Here is a 16426-nt window from a genome sequence, read left to right as displayed (position 1 = left end):
ATCCTTTGACGGTCACAGGCCCGGGTCTTCAGTTTGACCGGGCAGGTAGAATTCGGTGATGCCGCGCGCGCCCTCAAAGCGGCCGGCCTGGATGATGACGTCGATCGAGCCTTCGATGTAGCGGATCATGTCGGCGTAGGTCAGGGGCAGATCGGACTTCAGCGCGGCGATGGCAAGCCGTCTCACGGTGAGCTGGGGGGTTTCCGCGTGAAGCGTCGTCAGCGAGCCTCCATGGCCGGTGTTGATCGCCTCGAGGAAGGTCATCGCCTCCTTGCCCCGAACCTCGCCGAGCACGATACGGTCCGGCCGCATCCGCAGGGTCGAGGTCAGGAGTTGGTCGGCACCGCGTGTGTCGCTTTCCCGGTCCGAAATCAGCGTCACTGCGTTCGGTTGCCCGGGGCGCAGCTCCGCGGCTTCCTCAATGGTCACGATCCGCTCCACGTCCGGAACGAGCGAAAGGATTTTGCGCGCCGCAACGGTCTTGCCGGTGGAGGTGCCGCCTGAGACGATCATGTTGAGCTTGTTTTGAACACAGAACTTGAGCGCAGCGTCGATGTCGCCCGAAGCCACAACTTCGCGCAGGGCGAGGTTCCGTTCGCGCCGCAGCGCCTCGAGGCTGGTTTCCTGGTCGAAAAGGTAGGCGAGCTTGATCTCTTCCAGAGGCAGGTTCGAGAAGAACCGCAGCGAGATCGAAAAACCGCCCTCGACGGCGGGCGGCTGGATCACCTGGGCGCGGATCGGGCGATCCCGGTAGAGGATGCTGACAGAGACGATGGGTTTCTTCTGGCTGAGCGTCGTGCCCGCGGCTGAGGCGATCTGGTTGCCAAGATCCTTGATTGCGGTCGGGCTCAGCGGCATGCCAAGCGCGGACATGAAATGATCGCCATGGAACTCGCCCCAGATGCTGCCATCGGGGTTGATGCAGATTTCGATCACGTCGAGCCGCCCGATGGCGGGTGCCAGCGCGTCGAGCGAGGCTTCGAGGTAACTCGCCGCCATCTCAGAAGATCTCGAGGTCGCGGTCGACCATGACGGTGATCCGTGCGCCCTGGCCGACATGGATGACCGGCTTGATCGCGAGATAGTCCTGCAGGACGCTTTGCGTGCTGTCGTGCAGGTCGGACCCGACATCGCTCGCCAAATCTGCAGCGGTTTCGTCCTCGATTTGGCTCGCCGCGGCCGAGGGCAGCGCGCCGATCAGCGAGATCAGCGCGGCCGAGCCGAAGCGTTCCGCGAAACGGGTATCGACGAAGCCCGTGGTGCCGGAACGTCCCAACGCGTCCCCGCCATAGGCGCTGATCTGGACAGATTGGTTGTCGGGCAGGATGATCCGGTCCCAGGCCACCATCACCCGGGATTGCGCCAGCGCCAGGTCGGAGCGATAGCGACCGATCAGCCGCGAACCGCGGGGGATCAACACGCGGGAGCCGTCATAGGCATGCACGTCTTCGGAGACGATGGCCCGGATCGCGCCGGGCAGGCTGCTGTCGAGCGCGGTCTCGGTCACCGCCTGGATCATCGTGCCCTGCGGCACGGTGTGGGACGGGTTGGCGATCACAACTGCGCGCGTCACTTCCGCGACCTGTGCACCGGACCGGACGAAGGCCTCGTCCGCGTTCAGCCGGGCTTCGATGGCGCCGTCCCTGGGCCCGCTCCCGGCGCCGGAGAAGGCGATCATCGGCGAGGCGATGCGTTCGGCGCGGGCCTCGGCTTCGGCCGCACGGCGGCGTGCAAGTTCGGCGAGGCGCAGCTCTTCTTCGGTGGGTCCGAGCGCCCCGGGCACGGGCTGCTGCAGCTGCGCGAGTTCCAGATCCAGACGCATCCGTTCCAGGGCGCGGTCGCGTTCGGTCAACTGCCGCTCGAAAGCGCGGCGCGTCTCCTCCCCTGCCGCCTGTAGCGCCGCGATCTGCGCGGTCAGATCGGCGATGGCGGCATCGGCCGCGCCCTCATCGGGTTTTACGGGTACGGCGCGCAAGGCTTCCAGTTCGGCACGGAGAGTCTCCAACGATTGCATCAGCGCGCGTTCGGTCTCGCTTGGTCCGACAATGTTTGGCGCAGGGTCCAATGGTTTGACCGGCAGGACGACGGACACCAGGTCGCCGAAGCCCGACCCCTTGTCCTGGAACTCGGCTGGTGCAGCGGTCGGCATCGGCGCCGATGCCTCAGGCAAAAGCGCAGCATAGGCAAGACCGCCCAGCCCGGCGATCCCAAGGATACCCAGAAGGACCGCAGTCGCAGGCGGGCGCTTGCCCCCCGGCTTCTTACCGGTTGTGCCTTCGAGCGCGGCGAGGCGGGTTGCGAGATCGTCGGTGTTTTCGGTCATGCGCCCTCTCCCGGATGCCCGAGGTCCTGGATGCAGACAATTTCGTCGCCGAGGCGCAGCACCCATTCGGGGTTCACACCGGAGACGCGGATCACGCCATCCTCTTGCACCTGGCTGTTGACCGAGCGCTCTGCGCCGCGCGTGTGGCGGAAGATCGCCGGGATCGGCGCGTTCCGTGCAAAGCGGAAATAGGTGAAAGTGCCGTCGTCCCAGACCGAGAGTGGTGTGAACTCGAGCTTTTTGCTGACACCGTAATTGGCATTGGGGGCGGCGGCGGCCACCGCCTGCCGGGACGCGCTTCGGCTCTCGGGGTAGCGGAACTGTACGACGTAATGCGGGGTCTCCCGCGCCTCGACGACGTGGAAGTAGTAGGAGTGCCGGTTGGTGTAGACGGTGATGTTGGTGGCGACGCCCGATGCCACGGGCTTGATCGCGAAGGCGCGTCCGCCCGGGACCGCGTCGAACTGGAAGCCGACCGTGTCGCCGGCGATGATCGAGCGGATGGTCTCGCCCTCGCCGAACTCGACCGTGGTGACGCGGGTGAGACTGGTCACCACGCGGAATACCTGGCCGCCGACCCAGGTCGCGATCCGGACACGGCTGTCGTGGGCGCCGCGCCCGGGCGTGGTCTCGGCCCAGGTGGGGAGGCCCGCGGACATCGTGGCGGCGACGAGGAGGCCGGAAAGGGTCAGGCGGGTCGTCATTCGGCGCGGTCCGATCTGATGGCATATTGCGTGACGGTAAAGCCGAACGGGTTCTGCCAGACCTCGTCGAGGACGCGCGGGGTCTCGGGGCGGAACGCGAACATCAGTGTCGCGGTGAAGGCACCGTCTTGCGTGCCTTGTGGCCCGGTCAGGCGTTTGCGCAGGCGGACCTGCGCGCGGTCCTCGCCGATGAGCGTGATGCTGGCGATCTCGACCGCCATCTCGGCCCCGGCCCCATAGCGCGTCGGCGGGTAATTGTCCTGCCCGCTGGTCCAGGTCGCACGCATGCTGGCCTCGGCCGCGCCCTTCGACTGCGCCAAAACCCGGCGCACGCGCAGGTCGTTGTCGAGCTGGTTGTAGGTCTCGCGGTCGGTGATATAGCGGTAGATCTGCGCCTCGATCACCGCTGGGCGCTCGGCGAGCGTCACCGTCTTCACGGCGGCATTCGGCAGGGCGAGACCGGTCGCGGGATCGAAGGGAACCACAACCGGCGGCGGCGTCTCGATCAGGAGGGCGACCGCGGCGGCCGAGAGGCAGCCCATCACGCCGAAGACCACGCCACCGATACCGATCTTGCGCCAGGTTTCCTCGCGCCGCAGCGCGCCATAGACCAGTTCCTCCTCGACGATCGCGTCGATGCTTGTCCCTATCGTCATTTCTTGAGGTCCGGCAAGGTGAAGTCCATGAAGCGGCGCTCCTCGGCGATGATGGCCGCATCAACCACGCCCGCATTGCCCGCGCCGACGGTCTGGATCGCCTCGAGCTCCCACATACGTGTCAGTGCGATGGCCAGCTCGGCGGTCACGCGGGTGTTGTGATCCATCGACGCTTTCAGGTCCTCCATGTCAGGGATCATCTCGACCAGGCGCTCGACGCGCATCAACGATTGCGCCGCCTCGGCATGGCTGTTCTGCGCCGCAGCCGAGAGCACGGCCCCGGAGGTGGCGCGGGTGGCCACGCCTTGCGCGCCCGGGCTGCCGCTGCGGGCGATTTCGGCAAGGCTGTCCTCGTCGAACCCTGCGCCGGCCAGCGCGGCCTCCATCCGGGTGCGCAGCGGCCCGGCGGAGGAGCCGAGGAGCGCGCTCCAGTCGCCCTGCTGGATGCCGGTGATCAGATCGCCGATGTCGGAGAAATCCGCCTCGAGCAACCCGTCGAGATCGCCACCCATGGCGAACCCGAGGATCTTGTCCCGGGCGCCCGTGAGCGAGGCGTACATCTGGTTCAGCTGGTCGAGCTGCTGCTGCACCAGGTCGAGTTGTTCCAGAAGGGTGTCGAGTTGATCGGTCTGGATCCCGAAATCCTCCAGCATCTGCTGCAGCTGGCGGATTTCCTGGGCGATGTTCTGGGTATCGACGGTCGGCACGCCCTGGGCGATGGCAGGCGCGGGCGCCATGCTCATCGTCAGGGCCACCGTCGCTGCGGTCCCGAACAGAATTCTCCGTGCGTGCGGGAATGTCTTCCTCATCGCAATGTCTCCAAGCTGAAATCCATGTATTGCCGCTCGGCGGCCTGCGCCGCCGCGAGCGCGATCTGCTCGGCGCTCATCGGCTCGGTTCGTGCGGCTTTGAGGCGGGTGCGGATGGCGACCAGGCGCGCCAGTTCCGCGCGGGCATAGGTGTTGAGCGCCAGCGCCTCGTGCAGATCTTCTGTCTCGCCGATCCGTTCGATGATGTCCTGCACCCGGAGCGCGGCGGCCCGGACCGAGACCAGCGAATAGTCGCCATAGACTCCGGAGCCATGTGCCGAGAGGCTGAAGCTTGCGTTGGCGAGCAGGACCGGATCGATGGTGCCGAGCGCGTCGATCCCGCCGACAGCAGAAAGATAGCGGTTGTACTGCTCGGGGATGACCACGACGTAGTGCTGGGTTTCTGAGAACGGCGGTACGCCGCCGTAGTTCTGCACGTTGCCCGGACCGGCGTTATAGGCCGCCAGCCCGATGATGATGTCGCCGTCGAACATGTTCAGCATCTGCGCGAGGTAACGCGCGCCGCCGGCCACCTGCAGGTAAGGATCGTCGTAATAGCCGGGGTAGACACCCAGATCCTTCGCGGTGTCCGGCATGATCTGGGTGAGGCCATAGGCGCCGACATGCGAACGCGCGCCGATCTGGAACCGGCTCTCCTGCCAGATCAGCGCCTGCAGGAGGCAGCGCCATTGCACGAGGGACAATCCGGCGCGCGACACCCCGGGGAGGAAGTGGGTGTCACGCGCCGCGCGTATGATCAACTCCTCGATCCCTTCCCGCGCGTCGCCGAACATGCGTGTCGCGGCCGGATTGCCATCTTCGGGCTCAAAGAGCACCGCGGCGGCGGTCTCGGGCCCCCTGCCCGCTTCCAGCCCGTCGATGGTATCCGAGACATCCGTTCCGCCCAAGCTGGTCGCTTCGACCAGATCGTTCAGCGCCGCGAGCTGCTGGCGTTCGATTTCGGCGAGCTCCCCTTTGCGGGTCAGCGTGTCACGCTGCAGCGCCAAGTCCTTGTCGCGCTGCGCGATCAGCGCCGCCGTGCGCGCGAAGCCCTGCGCGTCGAAGGTCGGCACACCCTGCCCCGACGCGGGACAGGCAAGCACGGCGCATACCAGGATGGTTGGGAAACGGCGCATCATGGGTCAGTTCACGGCGCCGAGGGCAGTGAAGCTGCAGGCGGTGTCGTCGCGGGTGACGACGGCGCCCTTGGTCGAGACACGCGGTGCGTTCGCGGTCTCGGCCCGGAAGTTGAAGCAGTTCGCTGTCGCGGACTTGTACTCGGCGCAGGCCGACAGGGTGAGCCCGAGGACGAGAAGCCCCAGGCGCAGGGTCATCGTCTTGTTCATCATGTTCTCCAGAAGTCCGGGCGGTCGCGGTAGTCGCTGCCCACCAGCTCCTCGCCCTTCTCCATGCCGCCGAGGATGGTCACGAGCGGTCCGAGGCTCGAGAGGTCTGCATCGATCACCACAGCGCCGCGGTCGTCGCGGACGAGCGCCAGGCGCGAGGACGAGCCGACGCCGAGGAGGATATCGAGCTCCTTCTCCGACAGCCCCAGCATGGCGTAATCGGCCTCGCTGGCGCGGATGTTCGGCAGGAGGATCTGCGTCGGCACCGCTTCAACGATGGTCTTGCCGGTGCGGGTGCGCTCGAGCTGGCTCGCGTATTGCGTCATCATCACGACGACCGCGTTCTGTTTCCGGGCGGTGACGAGCCAGTTCGACAGCCGTTCGGCGAAGTAGGCGTTGTCGAGTGCCTTCCAGGCCTCGTCGATCAGGATGACGGTCGGCTTGCGGTCCTCGATCACGCGCTCGACCCGCCGGAAGAGATAGGAGAGCACCGCCATTCGTTCCCGTTCGCACTCGGAATCTAGGATACCGGTCAGATCGAAGCCGGAGATGTCGCCAGCGAGGCTGAACGTATCTTGCGGGTTTGCGCCGAATATCCAGCCGTAGCGGCCCTCGGCGGTCCATTCCTGCATGCGCTCGAAGAGATCGCCCTCGTCATCGGTCGAGACCAGCAGCGAGGCAAAATCCGACCAGTTCCGGAGACCTTTGTGACTGGCCGAGGCGTTCTGGCGTACGACCTCCTGCAGCCGGTTGGTCTGCACCGGGGTGAGCGGGCGATCGCGGCGTTCGAGCAGCGTCGCCAGCCAATCGGCGAGCCAGGCCTGGCCGCGCGCATCGGTCTCGGTCTGGAGCGGATTGAGACCCGTGGGCCGCCCGGCCCGCACGGTCGAATAGCTGCCGCCGAGCGCCCGCACCGCAATCTCCATGCCGGCGCGGTAGTCGAAGACGAAGAGCCGGGCATTCGCGCGCCGCGCCATGGCCATGAGGAAGGCCGCGAGCACCGACTTGCCGGAGCCGGGGCGGCCGAGGATCAACGTGTGGCCGCCGGTCGGTTCGCGGTCCGGCGCGCCCTGTTCGTGGAAGTTGAAGCGGAACCCGCCGCGCTCGGGTGTCGGGAAGAGCGTGATCGGCAGGCCCCAGGGCACGTCGCTTCCGGGCTTGCCCAAGGGCGTGCGATGCAATGTCGCCAGGTCCGCGAAATTGTGATTGGTGATCGCCGCCTTGCGGCTCCGCGCCCCGGTATTGCCGGGATGCTGCGCCATGTAATGCGCCCGCGCGCCGAAGCCTTCGGAGATCAGGTTGATGCCGGTGCTGGCGGCGATGTTGCGCACCTCGGCGCAGATATCGTCGAGCGCGGCGCGGGTCGTGGCATAGACCGCCACGGTCATGTGATGTTCGCCGAAGATCAGGCGTTTGGATTCCAGGTCGTCCTGCGCGAGCTCCAGCTCTTCGGCGAGGCTGACCGCGCCGTCATTGGCGGCCTGCATGAGCCTGAGCTGCCGCTTGATCCGACCGGCCATGATGTTCGAGTTGATGGGCACGAAGGAATGCGTGACGACCATGTCGACCGGCAGGTTCAACTCGTCGAGCATCAGCGCGTCGGTCTTGGCCGGATAGTTCTTCACAGCGAAGATCGCGCCGAATTTCTCGCCCACCGCCCCATCGGAGAGGCGGATGGTCGGACCGACGAAGGTCACCCGCGTGTTGGCCACGTCCTCGGCGAGGATGCCGAAGCGCGAGCGCGGGAAGAGCGGATGCTCGCACCCCGTATTGAGACTGCCGAGGAAGCCGAGCAGTGCTCCGGACCGGGCCGAGAGAAGGCGGGGTTTCATCTCGTCGAAGGTGGAGAGGATGAACCCCACCACCTCGTCGAGCTTGCGCAGCCTCCGAACCGTGTCCTGCGCGAGCCGCGCCCGAGAGGCGGCGGCCAGGAACGGCAGGCCTCGGCCCGCCTCGGGGCGTTTCAGGACTGTGAGGGTCAGCGTCTTGTCACGCAGACCCGAGGCGCGCAAATTCGCGCGCCAGCGCCGGTCGATCTCGCCCGCGAAGCCCGCGTCCTCGACCGGCGGCAGGTCCACCTCGACCGCCTTCGAGACCTTGTGCAGGTAGAAGGAGAATCCTGTCCCGGCTTGGGCCACGATCCCGGCCATCAGCGCGCCGATGCGGTCAAGATGCCCGTCCTCGCTTGTGGTGCTGTTCACCCCCTCGAGCCGGATGCATTGCATCAGCTCATTGCCGCGCAGGCGGATCGTGGTGTCGCTGACGAGGCTCACATAGGGCAGCATCTGCGAGAGACGCTTCTCGCCTGCCACCCAGGAGGGCAGCGCCGTCCCGAGATCGAGGTCTTCAGCATATCCAGCATCACGGGGCATAGCTGTCGCCTCCGTGAATTTTGCGGTTCCGGGTCGGCGGCGTCTCCTGGAGCGTGATCACCAGCACGTCGAGGAAGTTCGGATCCCAGTCGGCGGCCTTCCAGAGCAGGGGCCAGGCGATGCCGGCGATCAGCACCACGACCCAGCTCTGCACCCAGAGGAACAGCAGCGTGGAGCCGAAGAGCCAGACCATGGCATACATGATCGGCAAGCCCATGAGCTTGGGCGGCCTCAGGAGGCCGATGAAGACGCGCGACTGGTCTGTCATGGCCGTGCCTCAGGGGGTCGTCCAGATGGCGGCAACAATGGTCGGCGCTGCAGCGATGCCCGCAATCGCCACGACGACCCAGAGCGCCTGCCGGAAATCGAGGATGCCGAAGAGCCAGGACAGGAACACGCCGATCAGCGCCAGCGTGCCGATCACGATACCCAAGGGGCCGGTGATCGCATCGACGATGCCCTGCAACAAGGTCTGCACCGGCGAGAGGTCGATGCTCTGGGCGAGCGCCGGTCCGGCAGCAACGATCAGCAGGGCCGCCGCGACGGCGGTCACATTTACAGGTCTCTTCACGAAATCTCTCCTCTCAGGCGCAACATCGCGGCGGTCACTTTCGCCACATGGGCCATGGTTTCTCGGTAAGGGGGAATGCCACCATATCGGTCGACCGCCTCGGGTCCGGCATTGTAGGCGGCGAGCGCCAGGCGGCTGTCGCCGAAACGGTCAAGCATCATCAGGAGATACCGCGCCGATGCGTCGAGGTTCTGGCGCGGGTCATGCGGATCGACGCCCAAGGCCTGCGCCGTGTCCGGCATCAGCTGGCCGAGCCCGATCGCCCCGGCATCGCTCAGCGCACGTGGATTGTAGGCGCTCTCGATCTCGATATTGGCCCGGTAGAGCGCGACCCAGTCGGTGACCGAGAGACCGGCGCGGCGCAACCCGGGGTGACCGGCATAGCGGAAGGCGGTCGCCTCGATGGCCGCGAGAATCTCGGGAGGAGCCGGAACGGGCGTGCGCGTGGCGCTCTCTGCATCCGCTTTATCTTGAGATCGATTAGAGAAGAGAAAGAGCCGGTCGCCGGGACGCGTTGCATCGCCTGTCTTCAGGTCGGTCGACGCGTCCGGATCACCCTGCGCGGCGGAGACGTCGATCAGCCGACCGTCCTGGCCGACGGAAAAGATGAACCCGCCTGTGTTCGACTGTGCCAGCAAGGCCGAGGGTGCGGAACAAACACCTGTACCAAGCAGGACAAGGACCGCGAGAACGCGGCAGGCGGCAAATTCGTCAGGCCTTGGCGGCCAGAGGTTTGCCCGGGGCTTCGTGCGGAACCCGCCCACCCTCTTCGAGCGGGATGGAGACGACGGTTGCGCCCATGTCGGCCAGGAAACTGACGAGGCCGACGATCGTTTTGAATTCTCGGATCTTGAGGAAGCTGCGCGAGGTGACGAGCAGTTTCTCGTCCCGTCCATCGGCCGAGACGGCTCGCACGGTCCAGGTGCCGTACCAGCTGTTGTGGCGTTTCTCGGCGCCTTCCTTGCAGACAACCTCGGCCCTGTATCCCTGGCCGAGCAATCCGCGCAACCCGTCTTCGGTGACCACATTCGGTGCTTCTTCTATCATGACCTCCCCTGGGCCCTCCTCATCATGAGTATCGGCCCGCGGGACATTTCCGCACGGGTGATACAATACAACATAAATGACTGCAAGACGATTTCTTCATCTTGACCGGATGCTTTCGCGCACTTAGGCCCGCTATCACACAAATCCACCGATTCACACCGGCAAAGGAGTTTTGCCCTGCGCATGTTTTGTGTCGGACGAACCAACCTGCCCGGTTTGGTGGCAATCTTCGTGCTGAGCGGTCAGATGGCAAGCGCCTGTGTCGCGCCGGAACGGCCCTTCCTGCCCGAAAGCGCTGAAGACGTGCGCGCCTATGCCGATCTACTGCGGGCCGACTTCGAGGCATACATCGCCGACATCCAGGAGTACTTTCGCTGCCTCGATGCCGAGCGCCAGCGCGCCTTCCTCGAGGCGCAGGAGGTCAGCCGCGACTATGGACGGCTGGTCGAGATCCTGGAGTGAACAAATGTTGTTTTGTGGGTCGGGCGTCGCTATCTTGAAAGCATGCCCAGACTCTCGATCGACATCACCGCGGAAGAACACCAGAAGCTCAAGGCCATCGCGGCCCTGAAGGGTCAAAGCATCAAGGAGTACGTCCTGAACCGGACGCTCGGCGATGCGCCATCGCTCGATGGCATGAGCGAGGGCGAGGCCTTCGCGGCCCTTGCAGGGTTCCTTAAGCCGCGCATTGACCAGGCCCGTCGTGGCGAGTTCTCCCAAAAATCGATCCGAGACATCCGCGGCGAAGCGCGTGAGCAAGCCGAACGATAGGTCCCACGATGGCGGGTTACGATCTCACGCTCGGCGCCGAGGAGGACCTGCGCGCGATCTGGGCCTACACATTTGAGGCCTGGGGGGCCGATCAGGCCGACAAGTGTCTCGACCAGATAGCAGCCTGCTGTGATGCGATCAGAGCGGGACGTGCGCGGTCGAAAACTCTCGATCTCCTGCCGGAAGATGTCCGCATCCATCGCCGTGAGCATCACTATGTCGTCTGGCTTTTCGCGCCGCGCCCGATCGTTCTCGCCGTCCTGCATGAACGCATGGATTTCGTGCGGTGGCTGAAGGATCGGTTGTGACCCAGGGTAGACGCGCCTTCGCGGGAACCGGGATTATCAGTGGTAACGTCGGAGCTGTCACCAATACCCCAGCTTCCGGTCCCGGCTTTCGGTCTTGATGGTGTGGGGAAAAGTCCCCGAGTTCGGCCTGACCGCGCCGGATGGTCATGTCGTCATCCCTTTCGGCGGTCGAATGCCTCTGGCTCGAAAGCGTGCGCGTCGAACGCGGCAAAATCGCCCGTCTCTGCCATCGCTGCCGCACGCTGTAGATCCGCCTTGAGCGCGGAGAACTGTCGCGCGCCGACCTCGATCCGCACCTGCACATCTTTCTGCATCTGTTCGGTCAGGTGGAACTTCGGCATCGCGCCCTCCTCATTGCGCGATCCTATCAGGAATTGACGAGAGTTCACGAGGTTTGCCGGCGATTCTGCCGGTCTCCGCTTCAGCTCCGGGAAGACTGCGAAGAAATCGAATTGCCTTCATAAATGTTGTATTGTATTCGCCCGCATAGTTTTGTGGAGAGTCGATACATGCGACGCAAGATCCTGCGGCTGGCGATGGCCGCGACATTGACGCTTCCGGGACAGATCCCGCTGGCGGCCCCGGCGCGCGCATACCAGGTGGACTGCGCCATCCTGCTCTGCCTCGCGGGCGGCTGGCCGGCCTCGGCGCCATGTGCCCATGCCCGCGCGGTATTCATCCGCCGGATCACCCCCTGGCCCATCGAACCGCCGCTCCAGATCTGGCGCTGTCCCATGGGGGCGTCGTTCTCGCCGACCGAAGCGCCTGGTCCAGCTGAGCGCCTGTTCGACGCAGCATTTCAGGCCACCCTGCCCCGGCAGTCCTTCCCGGAGGATGCGCCCGTCGTCGAGGTCCAGGCCACGGACGGGGCCGACATCGACATCTCGGGCGGCGCCTTCGATTCCGTGCGCAGCATCCGGGTCTATCACATCCAGTACCGCCAGCACGAAAACCGCGACGGCGACTGCAATCGCAGCGACTCGACGCGGCTCGGATCCTACGGCGTGCAGGGCGACTATCGCTGGACGCCATCCAGCACGGCCCAGGTCCCGCCTGCCTCGCAGCTGCGGATCCCGAACAGCTGCGGCAGCTACTTCTACCGCTCGGTCTTCGTCGACTGGCGTGACCACGCCGGAAACTACGGCTCCGAAGAAGTCCGCTACTGACCATTTGCCAGCCCGGGTCACCTCGGGCCTGCTCATCCATTTGCACCGGAGGCTGTGCATCCCAGACCCAGAAAAGAGAACGACGCCAGACCGATAGTCCGACGCCGTGCCCGATTACTCACTGTGCCCGAGTTTTCTAGCCGATCGCCCGGAGACCTGCAACCAGCAAAGTTGTTTTGCTGGCAGGAATGTTGTTGCCTCACGATCTGACGTCGTCCCTCGAAAGAGACGACTTTCATGGACCTTACGACCGGCTCAATCCTGCGGCAGATCCTCCGATGCGATCTGTCCGTTTCCGCGCACAAGCTCGCGACGATCATCCTCGACGGCATCGCCTGGAAGGACGGCTACAACGGTCTCGATCGCGGTACCGCGGCGTTCACGCTTTCCACGCTTGCCGAGATCATGGGTGTGACCCGCCAGCATCTCACGACCCTGCTAGCGGAACTCGCGGCATCGGAGCTTCGCATCGAACGCTGGAAGCCGAACGGAAAGTTCGCGCCGTGGCTCTTCCGCTTTGGCTGCGTTTCCGACGAGGTGCCGCAGCATCTGGCGTCAACTGGGGGCGACACATCACTATCTAGAGAATCTAATAACAAAACTATCTTCTCCGGGAAGATCGAGATCACCCCCGGGTCGAACGTTCATCGCACCACCTGGGCGGCGCTGATCAAGGCGGCCAAGGCCGCCCTGCCCTGCTGGAATGTCGATACCCAGGCGATCTGGGATCGCTTCATGGCCTTCAACGAAGCTCGCGGAAACACCTGCGTCCCGGCGGGTTTCCTCCTGGGCTTCATGCGGCGTTGGCAGACATCGGTTGGGCGACCGCCGGCAGCGCCGAGATCCGTCAGTTGCCCCAGATCGGATACAGGCAGTGCCGAAACCGAGCTGGTACGTCTGACGCGCTCTGCGCCGGTTGCGAACCGTCAGTTTCATGCCGCCGACCTGCAGCGCAGGATCGGAGCGGCGGCCTACGAAGCGCGGGTACTCGACGTAATCCGCAAGTTTGGATGTCAGAGGTTTTCAGCGACGTTGGCGGTTCACGGGCGGGCGGTGTTGGCAGGAGAGATTGCGCGGTAGCGTGCTTGGAACATCGAGCTTTTTAAGCTTTTAAGTCACCGCTACCTTGGCACATTCGATGCCGCCGGGGGGCGTCCACCTCATCGCTTACTCTTGATCTTGAGCGCGAAGCAGCGAAGGAGCTGCCAGAAGCCCAACGACTGTTGAGACAAAATGGCGCCGCGTTTTCTTTTTTGTCAGTCATGTGCCTTACCTCGCCCTTCTGCTGGCGAACGGATGCGACCTCTAGTAGCTGGAGGTTCAACTGAAAAACGATGACGTTCTCGTGAGGCCGCGAGTTTACAGGTATCGACGTGTTTCAGCGCAATAATCGCGATACTTGGAGCCGTATTGTTCATGCAGCCATGGCTCTTCCGCGAGCGGGGCAAGGGCCAGCGCGGCAACTCCAACGATGACGATAGGCCAAACCCAAGATGAGGCGAAGAGAAGACCAAAGCCTATCAGAATGGCCATGTCGGCAAGGTACTGCGGATGCCGAGAGAAACGGTAGAGACCCGAAGTGATCAGCGCGCCTTTTGCACCGCTGGTGGCTTTCAGTCCAATGCTGAATGCCCCCCACCAAACAATCAGATTTCCGGTTGCGATCAAGAACGGCCCGACCGCCCAACGGAGCGCGTTGGTCATAGAAGCAGATTTCCAATCCAAGATGCCCAAACCGATCACCGCCCCAAACACGGCCAAAGTGAGTCCCCATGCAATGTTTGGTATGACTGATTTTTCTCGGTTCGGAGGCCAGATGCGCCTGGACGGTTGGAGGATTGACCAAAGGAGCGCACCAATCAAAACCAGACCGGACAGCAGGCCAACGACCACTAGTATGCCTTGGGCAATCGTCATGAGCGGTGTCCGAACACCTGCGCCTCCTGATGCGCATTGTCGCTCGCTTCGAATTCAAGCGTGGAATGCTCGATTGAGAAACGTTCATGCAGCACCGATTTGACGTTTTCTTTAATCTTGTCGGTCTCACCCATCCGTTCGCGTTCGACGACAATATGGCAGTCCAATGCCGCAGCGTGCTCCTGCATTTGCCAAAGGTGGACATGATGTACGTCGACCACGCCTTCGACGCCTTGGATCGCTCTGACCACGTCGTTTCCATCCACATCCGGCGGGCTCCCGAGCATCAGGGTTCGGATTGGGCCGCCTATTTCAGTGAAAGACAGATACAGGATGTAGAGCGCGATGCCGATTGTGATGGCCGGATCAACCCAACGCATGTCGTAAAGGATGATCAGAGACCCACCGATGATGACAGCTAGGGAGGCGAGTGCGTCCGACAAGTTGTGAAGGAATAGCGCCCGAATGTTCACGCTGCCCTTCTGCATCGAATAGGTCAGTATTGCGGTCAGCGTGTCGACCACAAGCGCAATTCCACCAAGAATGACAACGGTCCAACCCATGACTTCGGGCGGATCGATCATGCGCATGCTACCCTCGTAGATCAGATAGAAGCCGATCACGATCAGGGTGGTGTAGTTGATCAGGGCCGCGACGATTTCGACCCGGCCATAGCCGAAGGTCATGCGCTCATCGGCCGGGCGGCGCGCGATCTTGCGTGCGGCGAAGGCAATGACAAGCGAGGCCATATCGGAAAAGTTGTGCAGCGCATCGGCGATCAGTGCCAGACTGCCCGAGAATATGCCCCCGACGACTTGCGCAACGGTAAGTAGCCCGTTTGCCCAGATGGCGATGGCAACCCGCCGGTCCCCAGAATTCGGATCGATATGCGCGTGCCCGTGGTCATGTGGCATTGGCAGGCTCCTCATGCGCGTGTGGCGCGCGTCGGTCAGTCTTCAGGCGGTCGCTGCGGAAACCACGAACGCGCGCATTCATCCAGTGGCGTATGATATGACGGTAAAGGGCACCACGCAGCCATCCAAAGGATTGCTCATGGGACAAATAGAAGGCGTCCGGCGTATCAAACACGCCGAAATCCTGCACGATGCCGGTTTTCTGAATGTAGGTATCTTCTCCGTTCCAGGCGACGGGAGGCGCGCCAAGGCAATCCGTGCCCGCGCCATAACCGCAGAGACTGTCCGTGTCCGAGAAAGACTTTTGCAGGACTGTCAGGAAAGCGTCATCCAGGATGAAGCCTTCAAGGTTGATCCAGGCACCTTGATATTCGATCTCCACCCATGAGTGGAGAATTTCTTGCGGAGCAAGCGGATACACCAGCTCAGGTACAACACCGCGCTGCAAGCCTTTGTGGATCGTAAACCCATGCAACCGGCAACGAATGCCAACACCACGCAGCAGCGCCATCAAGAGCGTCCCTTTGGTATTGCACTGCCCATAGCCGTCGGAAAGCACATCCGAGGCGGGGATGTCGTCGGCTCGATTGTATCCGAACGCGATTTCATTCCGAACGAAATCATAAACTGCTCCGATCCGATCGTATTCGGATAAGCCGCGCCAGCCGCGGGCCTCAATTAGATGCGCAAGAGGCGCGGCCTCAAAATCCAGTAGTTTGGTGGGTGCAAGTAGGGGGTCGGTCATCTGCAACGGAGTCGCTCCTCGAATCGTCTTGGAACAAATCTAATTGCTATAGTCACTATAGCTTCAACCCTTTCTTTGAGAAAGAATCTCCCGCAACTATTTGTCCGTGTGAACCGCTTTGTGGTGTTCGCCGTGTGCGTCGCGCAGGATGTCGATACCGCCCCAGGCCGCGATCCCGGCGACAATCACGCCGAGAACGAGGTCCGGCCAGTTGGTTCCTAGCCAGGCGACGAGGCCGCCAGCCACGACTATTCCGAGGTTCGCGGCGAAATCGTTGTAACTGAAGGTGTTGGCCGCGCGGATGTTGACGTCCGGATCTTTGAGCTTAGCGAGCAGCCAGACGCAGACTGCGTTGATGGCCGCGGCGATCAGGGCCATGGCGATCATGATCGTCCCGAGCGGATCTGACCCGCCGATGTAGCGGCGCCATGCATCTTAGAGGATGCCTGCAGCGAACAGGATCAGCAGCCCACCGGCGATGTTCGCCGCCCCGCGTTTCCATTTGTCGGATCGGGATAAAGCGAAAAGGCTGATCGCGTAGACGAAGCTGTCGGAGAGGTTATCGAGCCCGTTGGCGATCAGGGCACTTGAGTCGCCGAAGGCGCCTGTTGCGAAAAAGGCCACGGCCAAACCGATATTGAGCGCCAGAACGATCCAAAGCGTCCGTCTCTCCATTGAATCTTGTCTAGCGGCCATTTTGTGGTTCCAGCTTGTATTGTACGATACAATAACTTCCGCGGCTGATTTGCGTTCCAGCCGGAATGTTGGCTGAATTCC

At 63.4% G+C, this 16426-nt stretch carries 21 protein-coding genes and 1 pseudogene; 5 read left to right on the top strand and 17 right to left on the bottom strand.

Annotated elements, in window-relative coordinates:
* Nucleotides 1-12: 12 nt before the first annotated feature.
* From RBB42_RS19795 to RBB42_RS19740, 12 genes are all read right to left on the bottom strand, one after another.
* The gene (locus RBB42_RS19795; RefSeq protein ID WP_306043787.1) at nt 13-999 is read right to left on the bottom strand and encodes an ATPase, T2SS/T4P/T4SS family; all 987 of its coding nucleotides are present in this window, start codon (nt 997-999) and stop codon (nt 13-15) included.
* 1 nt (nt 1000) lies between these two features.
* Complete coding sequence (locus RBB42_RS19790) at nt 1001-2323, bottom strand: TrbI/VirB10 family protein (protein ID WP_306043786.1); 1323 nt, start codon at nt 2321-2323, stop codon at nt 1001-1003.
* Nucleotides 2320-2982, bottom strand: coding sequence for a TrbG/VirB9 family P-type conjugative transfer protein (locus RBB42_RS19785; RefSeq protein ID WP_306043785.1), 663 nt, complete (start codon nt 2980-2982; stop codon nt 2320-2322). The genes RBB42_RS19790 and RBB42_RS19785 overlap by 4 nt, the downstream gene beginning before the upstream one ends.
* A gap of 41 nt (nt 2983-3023) precedes the next feature.
* Nucleotides 3024-3683, bottom strand: coding sequence for a VirB8 family type IV secretion system protein (locus RBB42_RS19780; RefSeq protein ID WP_306043784.1), 660 nt, complete (start codon nt 3681-3683; stop codon nt 3024-3026).
* Nucleotides 3680-4426 carry a type IV secretion system protein gene (locus RBB42_RS19775; protein WP_371932225.1) on the bottom strand — a complete coding sequence of 249 codons (747 nt, stop codon included), beginning with the start codon at nt 4424-4426 and terminating at the stop codon, nt 3680-3682. Before RBB42_RS19775 ends, RBB42_RS19780 begins: the two co-directional genes overlap by 4 nt.
* 62 nt (nt 4427-4488) lie before the next feature.
* The gene (locus RBB42_RS19770) at nt 4489-5631 is read right to left on the bottom strand and encodes a lytic transglycosylase domain-containing protein (protein ID WP_306043782.1); all 1143 of its coding nucleotides are present in this window, start codon (nt 5629-5631) and stop codon (nt 4489-4491) included.
* Nucleotides 5632-5634: 3 nt separating this feature from the next.
* Nucleotides 5635-5838 (bottom strand): hypothetical protein, encoded by a 204-nt coding sequence (locus tag RBB42_RS19765; RefSeq protein WP_306043781.1) that lies wholly within the window; start codon nt 5836-5838, stop codon nt 5635-5637.
* A complete protein-coding gene (locus RBB42_RS19760) occupies nt 5838-8210 on the bottom strand; it encodes a VirB4 family type IV secretion/conjugal transfer ATPase (protein WP_306043780.1) in 2373 nt (790 codons plus the stop codon). The genes RBB42_RS19765 and RBB42_RS19760 overlap by 1 nt, the downstream gene beginning before the upstream one ends.
* Complete coding sequence (locus tag RBB42_RS19755; protein WP_306043779.1) at nt 8200-8478, bottom strand: VirB3 family type IV secretion system protein; 279 nt, start codon at nt 8476-8478, stop codon at nt 8200-8202. Before RBB42_RS19755 ends, RBB42_RS19760 begins: the two co-directional genes overlap by 11 nt.
* 9 nt (nt 8479-8487) lie before the next feature.
* On the bottom strand, nt 8488-8781 hold the full coding sequence (locus RBB42_RS19750) for a TrbC/VirB2 family protein (protein WP_306043778.1): 294 nt from the start codon (nt 8779-8781) through the stop codon (nt 8488-8490).
* Nucleotides 8778-9419, bottom strand: coding sequence for a lytic transglycosylase domain-containing protein (locus RBB42_RS19745; RefSeq protein WP_306043776.1), 642 nt, complete (start codon nt 9417-9419; stop codon nt 8778-8780). Before RBB42_RS19745 ends, RBB42_RS19750 begins: the two co-directional genes overlap by 4 nt.
* 73 nt (nt 9420-9492) lie before the next feature.
* On the bottom strand, nt 9493-9828 hold the full coding sequence (locus tag RBB42_RS19740) for a hypothetical protein (protein WP_306043775.1): 336 nt from the start codon (nt 9826-9828) through the stop codon (nt 9493-9495).
* 183 nt (nt 9829-10011) lie between these two features.
* On the opposite strand from RBB42_RS19740, the gene RBB42_RS19735 reads away from it, so the two are divergent.
* From RBB42_RS19735 to RBB42_RS19725, 3 genes are read left to right on the top strand one after another with little or no spacing between them, the layout of a single operon-like run.
* Nucleotides 10012-10290 (top strand): hypothetical protein, encoded by a 279-nt coding sequence (locus RBB42_RS19735; protein WP_371932224.1) that lies wholly within the window; start codon nt 10012-10014, stop codon nt 10288-10290.
* Between the two features lie 42 nt (nt 10291-10332).
* Complete coding sequence (locus tag RBB42_RS19730; RefSeq protein WP_306043774.1) at nt 10333-10599, top strand: type II TA system antitoxin, ParD family; 267 nt, start codon at nt 10333-10335, stop codon at nt 10597-10599.
* A gap of 8 nt (nt 10600-10607) precedes the next feature.
* Entirely contained in the window at nt 10608-10907 is a 300-nt protein-coding gene (locus RBB42_RS19725; protein WP_306043773.1) for a type II toxin-antitoxin system RelE/ParE family toxin, read from the top strand.
* 152 nt (nt 10908-11059) lie between these two features.
* Here RBB42_RS19725 and RBB42_RS19720 read toward each other — a convergent pair whose 3' ends face one another.
* Nucleotides 11060-11248 (bottom strand): type II toxin-antitoxin system ParD family antitoxin, encoded by a 189-nt coding sequence (locus RBB42_RS19720; protein WP_306043772.1) that lies wholly within the window; start codon nt 11246-11248, stop codon nt 11060-11062.
* Nucleotides 11249-11416: 168 nt separating this feature from the next.
* On the opposite strand from RBB42_RS19720, the gene RBB42_RS19715 reads away from it, so the two are divergent.
* Together RBB42_RS19715 and RBB42_RS19710 are read left to right on the top strand one after the other, a co-directional pair.
* Nucleotides 11417-12073, top strand: a complete 657-nt coding sequence (locus tag RBB42_RS19715; protein WP_306043771.1) for a hypothetical protein — start codon at nt 11417-11419, stop codon at nt 12071-12073.
* Nucleotides 12074-12310: 237 nt separating this feature from the next.
* Nucleotides 12311-13153: a hypothetical protein gene (locus RBB42_RS19710; protein WP_306043770.1), complete on the top strand. Its 843-nt coding sequence runs from the start codon at nt 12311-12313 to the stop codon at nt 13151-13153.
* Nucleotides 13154-13432: 279 nt separating this feature from the next.
* On the opposite strand, the gene RBB42_RS19705 is transcribed toward RBB42_RS19710, so the two are convergent.
* The 4 genes and pseudogenes from RBB42_RS19705 to RBB42_RS19690 form a co-directional block, all read right to left on the bottom strand.
* Nucleotides 13433-13990: a methyltransferase family protein gene (locus tag RBB42_RS19705; RefSeq protein WP_094037495.1), complete on the bottom strand. Its 558-nt coding sequence runs from the start codon at nt 13988-13990 to the stop codon at nt 13433-13435.
* Nucleotides 13987-14904, bottom strand: coding sequence for a cation diffusion facilitator family transporter (locus tag RBB42_RS19700; protein WP_094037494.1), 918 nt, complete (start codon nt 14902-14904; stop codon nt 13987-13989). The genes RBB42_RS19705 and RBB42_RS19700 overlap by 4 nt, the downstream gene beginning before the upstream one ends.
* Nucleotides 14894-15649: a transglutaminase-like domain-containing protein gene (locus RBB42_RS19695; RefSeq protein ID WP_094037493.1), complete on the bottom strand. Its 756-nt coding sequence runs from the start codon at nt 15647-15649 to the stop codon at nt 14894-14896. The genes RBB42_RS19700 and RBB42_RS19695 overlap by 11 nt, the downstream gene beginning before the upstream one ends.
* A 96-nt stretch (nt 15650-15745) precedes the next feature.
* A pseudogene (locus RBB42_RS19690) lies at nt 15746-16324 on the bottom strand (cation efflux transmembrane domain-containing protein).
* Nucleotides 16325-16426: the final 102 nt, after the last annotated feature.

It is taken from the genome of Mameliella sp. MMSF_3455, assembly GCF_030733205.1.
In the GTDB taxonomy this organism is placed as follows: Bacteria; Pseudomonadota; Alphaproteobacteria; order Rhodobacterales; family Rhodobacteraceae; genus Antarctobacter.
Note: the sequence above shows the minus strand (reverse complement) of the source record. Positions and strands in the feature narration are given on the sequence as shown.

Bases quoted from the DNA above. Each gene is read 5' to 3' on its own strand.
- RBB42_RS19795 (WP_306043787.1), bottom strand. From the start codon at position 999: ATGGCGGCGAGTTACCTCGAAGCCTCGCTCGACGCGCTGGCACCCGCC.
- RBB42_RS19790 (WP_306043786.1), bottom strand. From the start codon at position 2,323: ATGACCGAAAACACCGACGATCTCGCAACCCGCCTCGCCGCGCTCGAA.
- RBB42_RS19785 (WP_306043785.1), bottom strand. From the start codon at position 2,982: ATGTCCGCGGGCCTCCCCACCTGGGCCGAGACCACGCCCGGGCGCGGC.
- RBB42_RS19780 (WP_306043784.1), bottom strand. From the start codon at position 3,683: ATGACGATAGGGACAAGCATCGACGCGATCGTCGAGGAGGAACTGGTC.
- RBB42_RS19775 (WP_371932225.1), bottom strand. From the start codon at position 4,426: ATGAGCATGGCGCCCGCGCCTGCCATCGCCCAGGGCGTGCCGACCGTC.
- RBB42_RS19770 (WP_306043782.1), bottom strand. From the start codon at position 5,631: ATGATGCGCCGTTTCCCAACCATCCTGGTATGCGCCGTGCTTGCCTGT.
- RBB42_RS19765 (WP_306043781.1), bottom strand. From the start codon at position 5,838: ATGAACAAGACGATGACCCTGCGCCTGGGGCTTCTCGTCCTCGGGCTC.
- RBB42_RS19760 (WP_306043780.1), bottom strand. From the start codon at position 8,210: ATGCCCCGTGATGCTGGATATGCTGAAGACCTCGATCTCGGGACGGCG.
- RBB42_RS19755 (WP_306043779.1), bottom strand. From the start codon at position 8,478: ATGACAGACCAGTCGCGCGTCTTCATCGGCCTCCTGAGGCCGCCCAAG.
- RBB42_RS19740 (WP_306043775.1), bottom strand. From the start codon at position 9,828: ATGATAGAAGAAGCACCGAATGTGGTCACCGAAGACGGGTTGCGCGGA.
- RBB42_RS19735 (WP_371932224.1), top strand. From the start codon at position 10,012: ATGTTTTGTGTCGGACGAACCAACCTGCCCGGTTTGGTGGCAATCTTC.
- RBB42_RS19730 (WP_306043774.1), top strand. From the start codon at position 10,333: ATGCCCAGACTCTCGATCGACATCACCGCGGAAGAACACCAGAAGCTC.
- RBB42_RS19725 (WP_306043773.1), top strand. From the start codon at position 10,608: ATGGCGGGTTACGATCTCACGCTCGGCGCCGAGGAGGACCTGCGCGCG.
- RBB42_RS19720 (WP_306043772.1), bottom strand. From the start codon at position 11,248: ATGCCGAAGTTCCACCTGACCGAACAGATGCAGAAAGATGTGCAGGTG.
- RBB42_RS19715 (WP_306043771.1), top strand. From the start codon at position 11,417: ATGCGACGCAAGATCCTGCGGCTGGCGATGGCCGCGACATTGACGCTT.
- RBB42_RS19710 (WP_306043770.1), top strand. From the start codon at position 12,311: ATGGACCTTACGACCGGCTCAATCCTGCGGCAGATCCTCCGATGCGAT.
- RBB42_RS19705 (WP_094037495.1), bottom strand. From the start codon at position 13,990: ATGACGATTGCCCAAGGCATACTAGTGGTCGTTGGCCTGCTGTCCGGT.
- RBB42_RS19700 (WP_094037494.1), bottom strand. From the start codon at position 14,904: ATGCCACATGACCACGGGCACGCGCATATCGATCCGAATTCTGGGGAC.
- RBB42_RS19695 (WP_094037493.1), bottom strand. From the start codon at position 15,649: ATGACCGACCCCCTACTTGCACCCACCAAACTACTGGATTTTGAGGCC.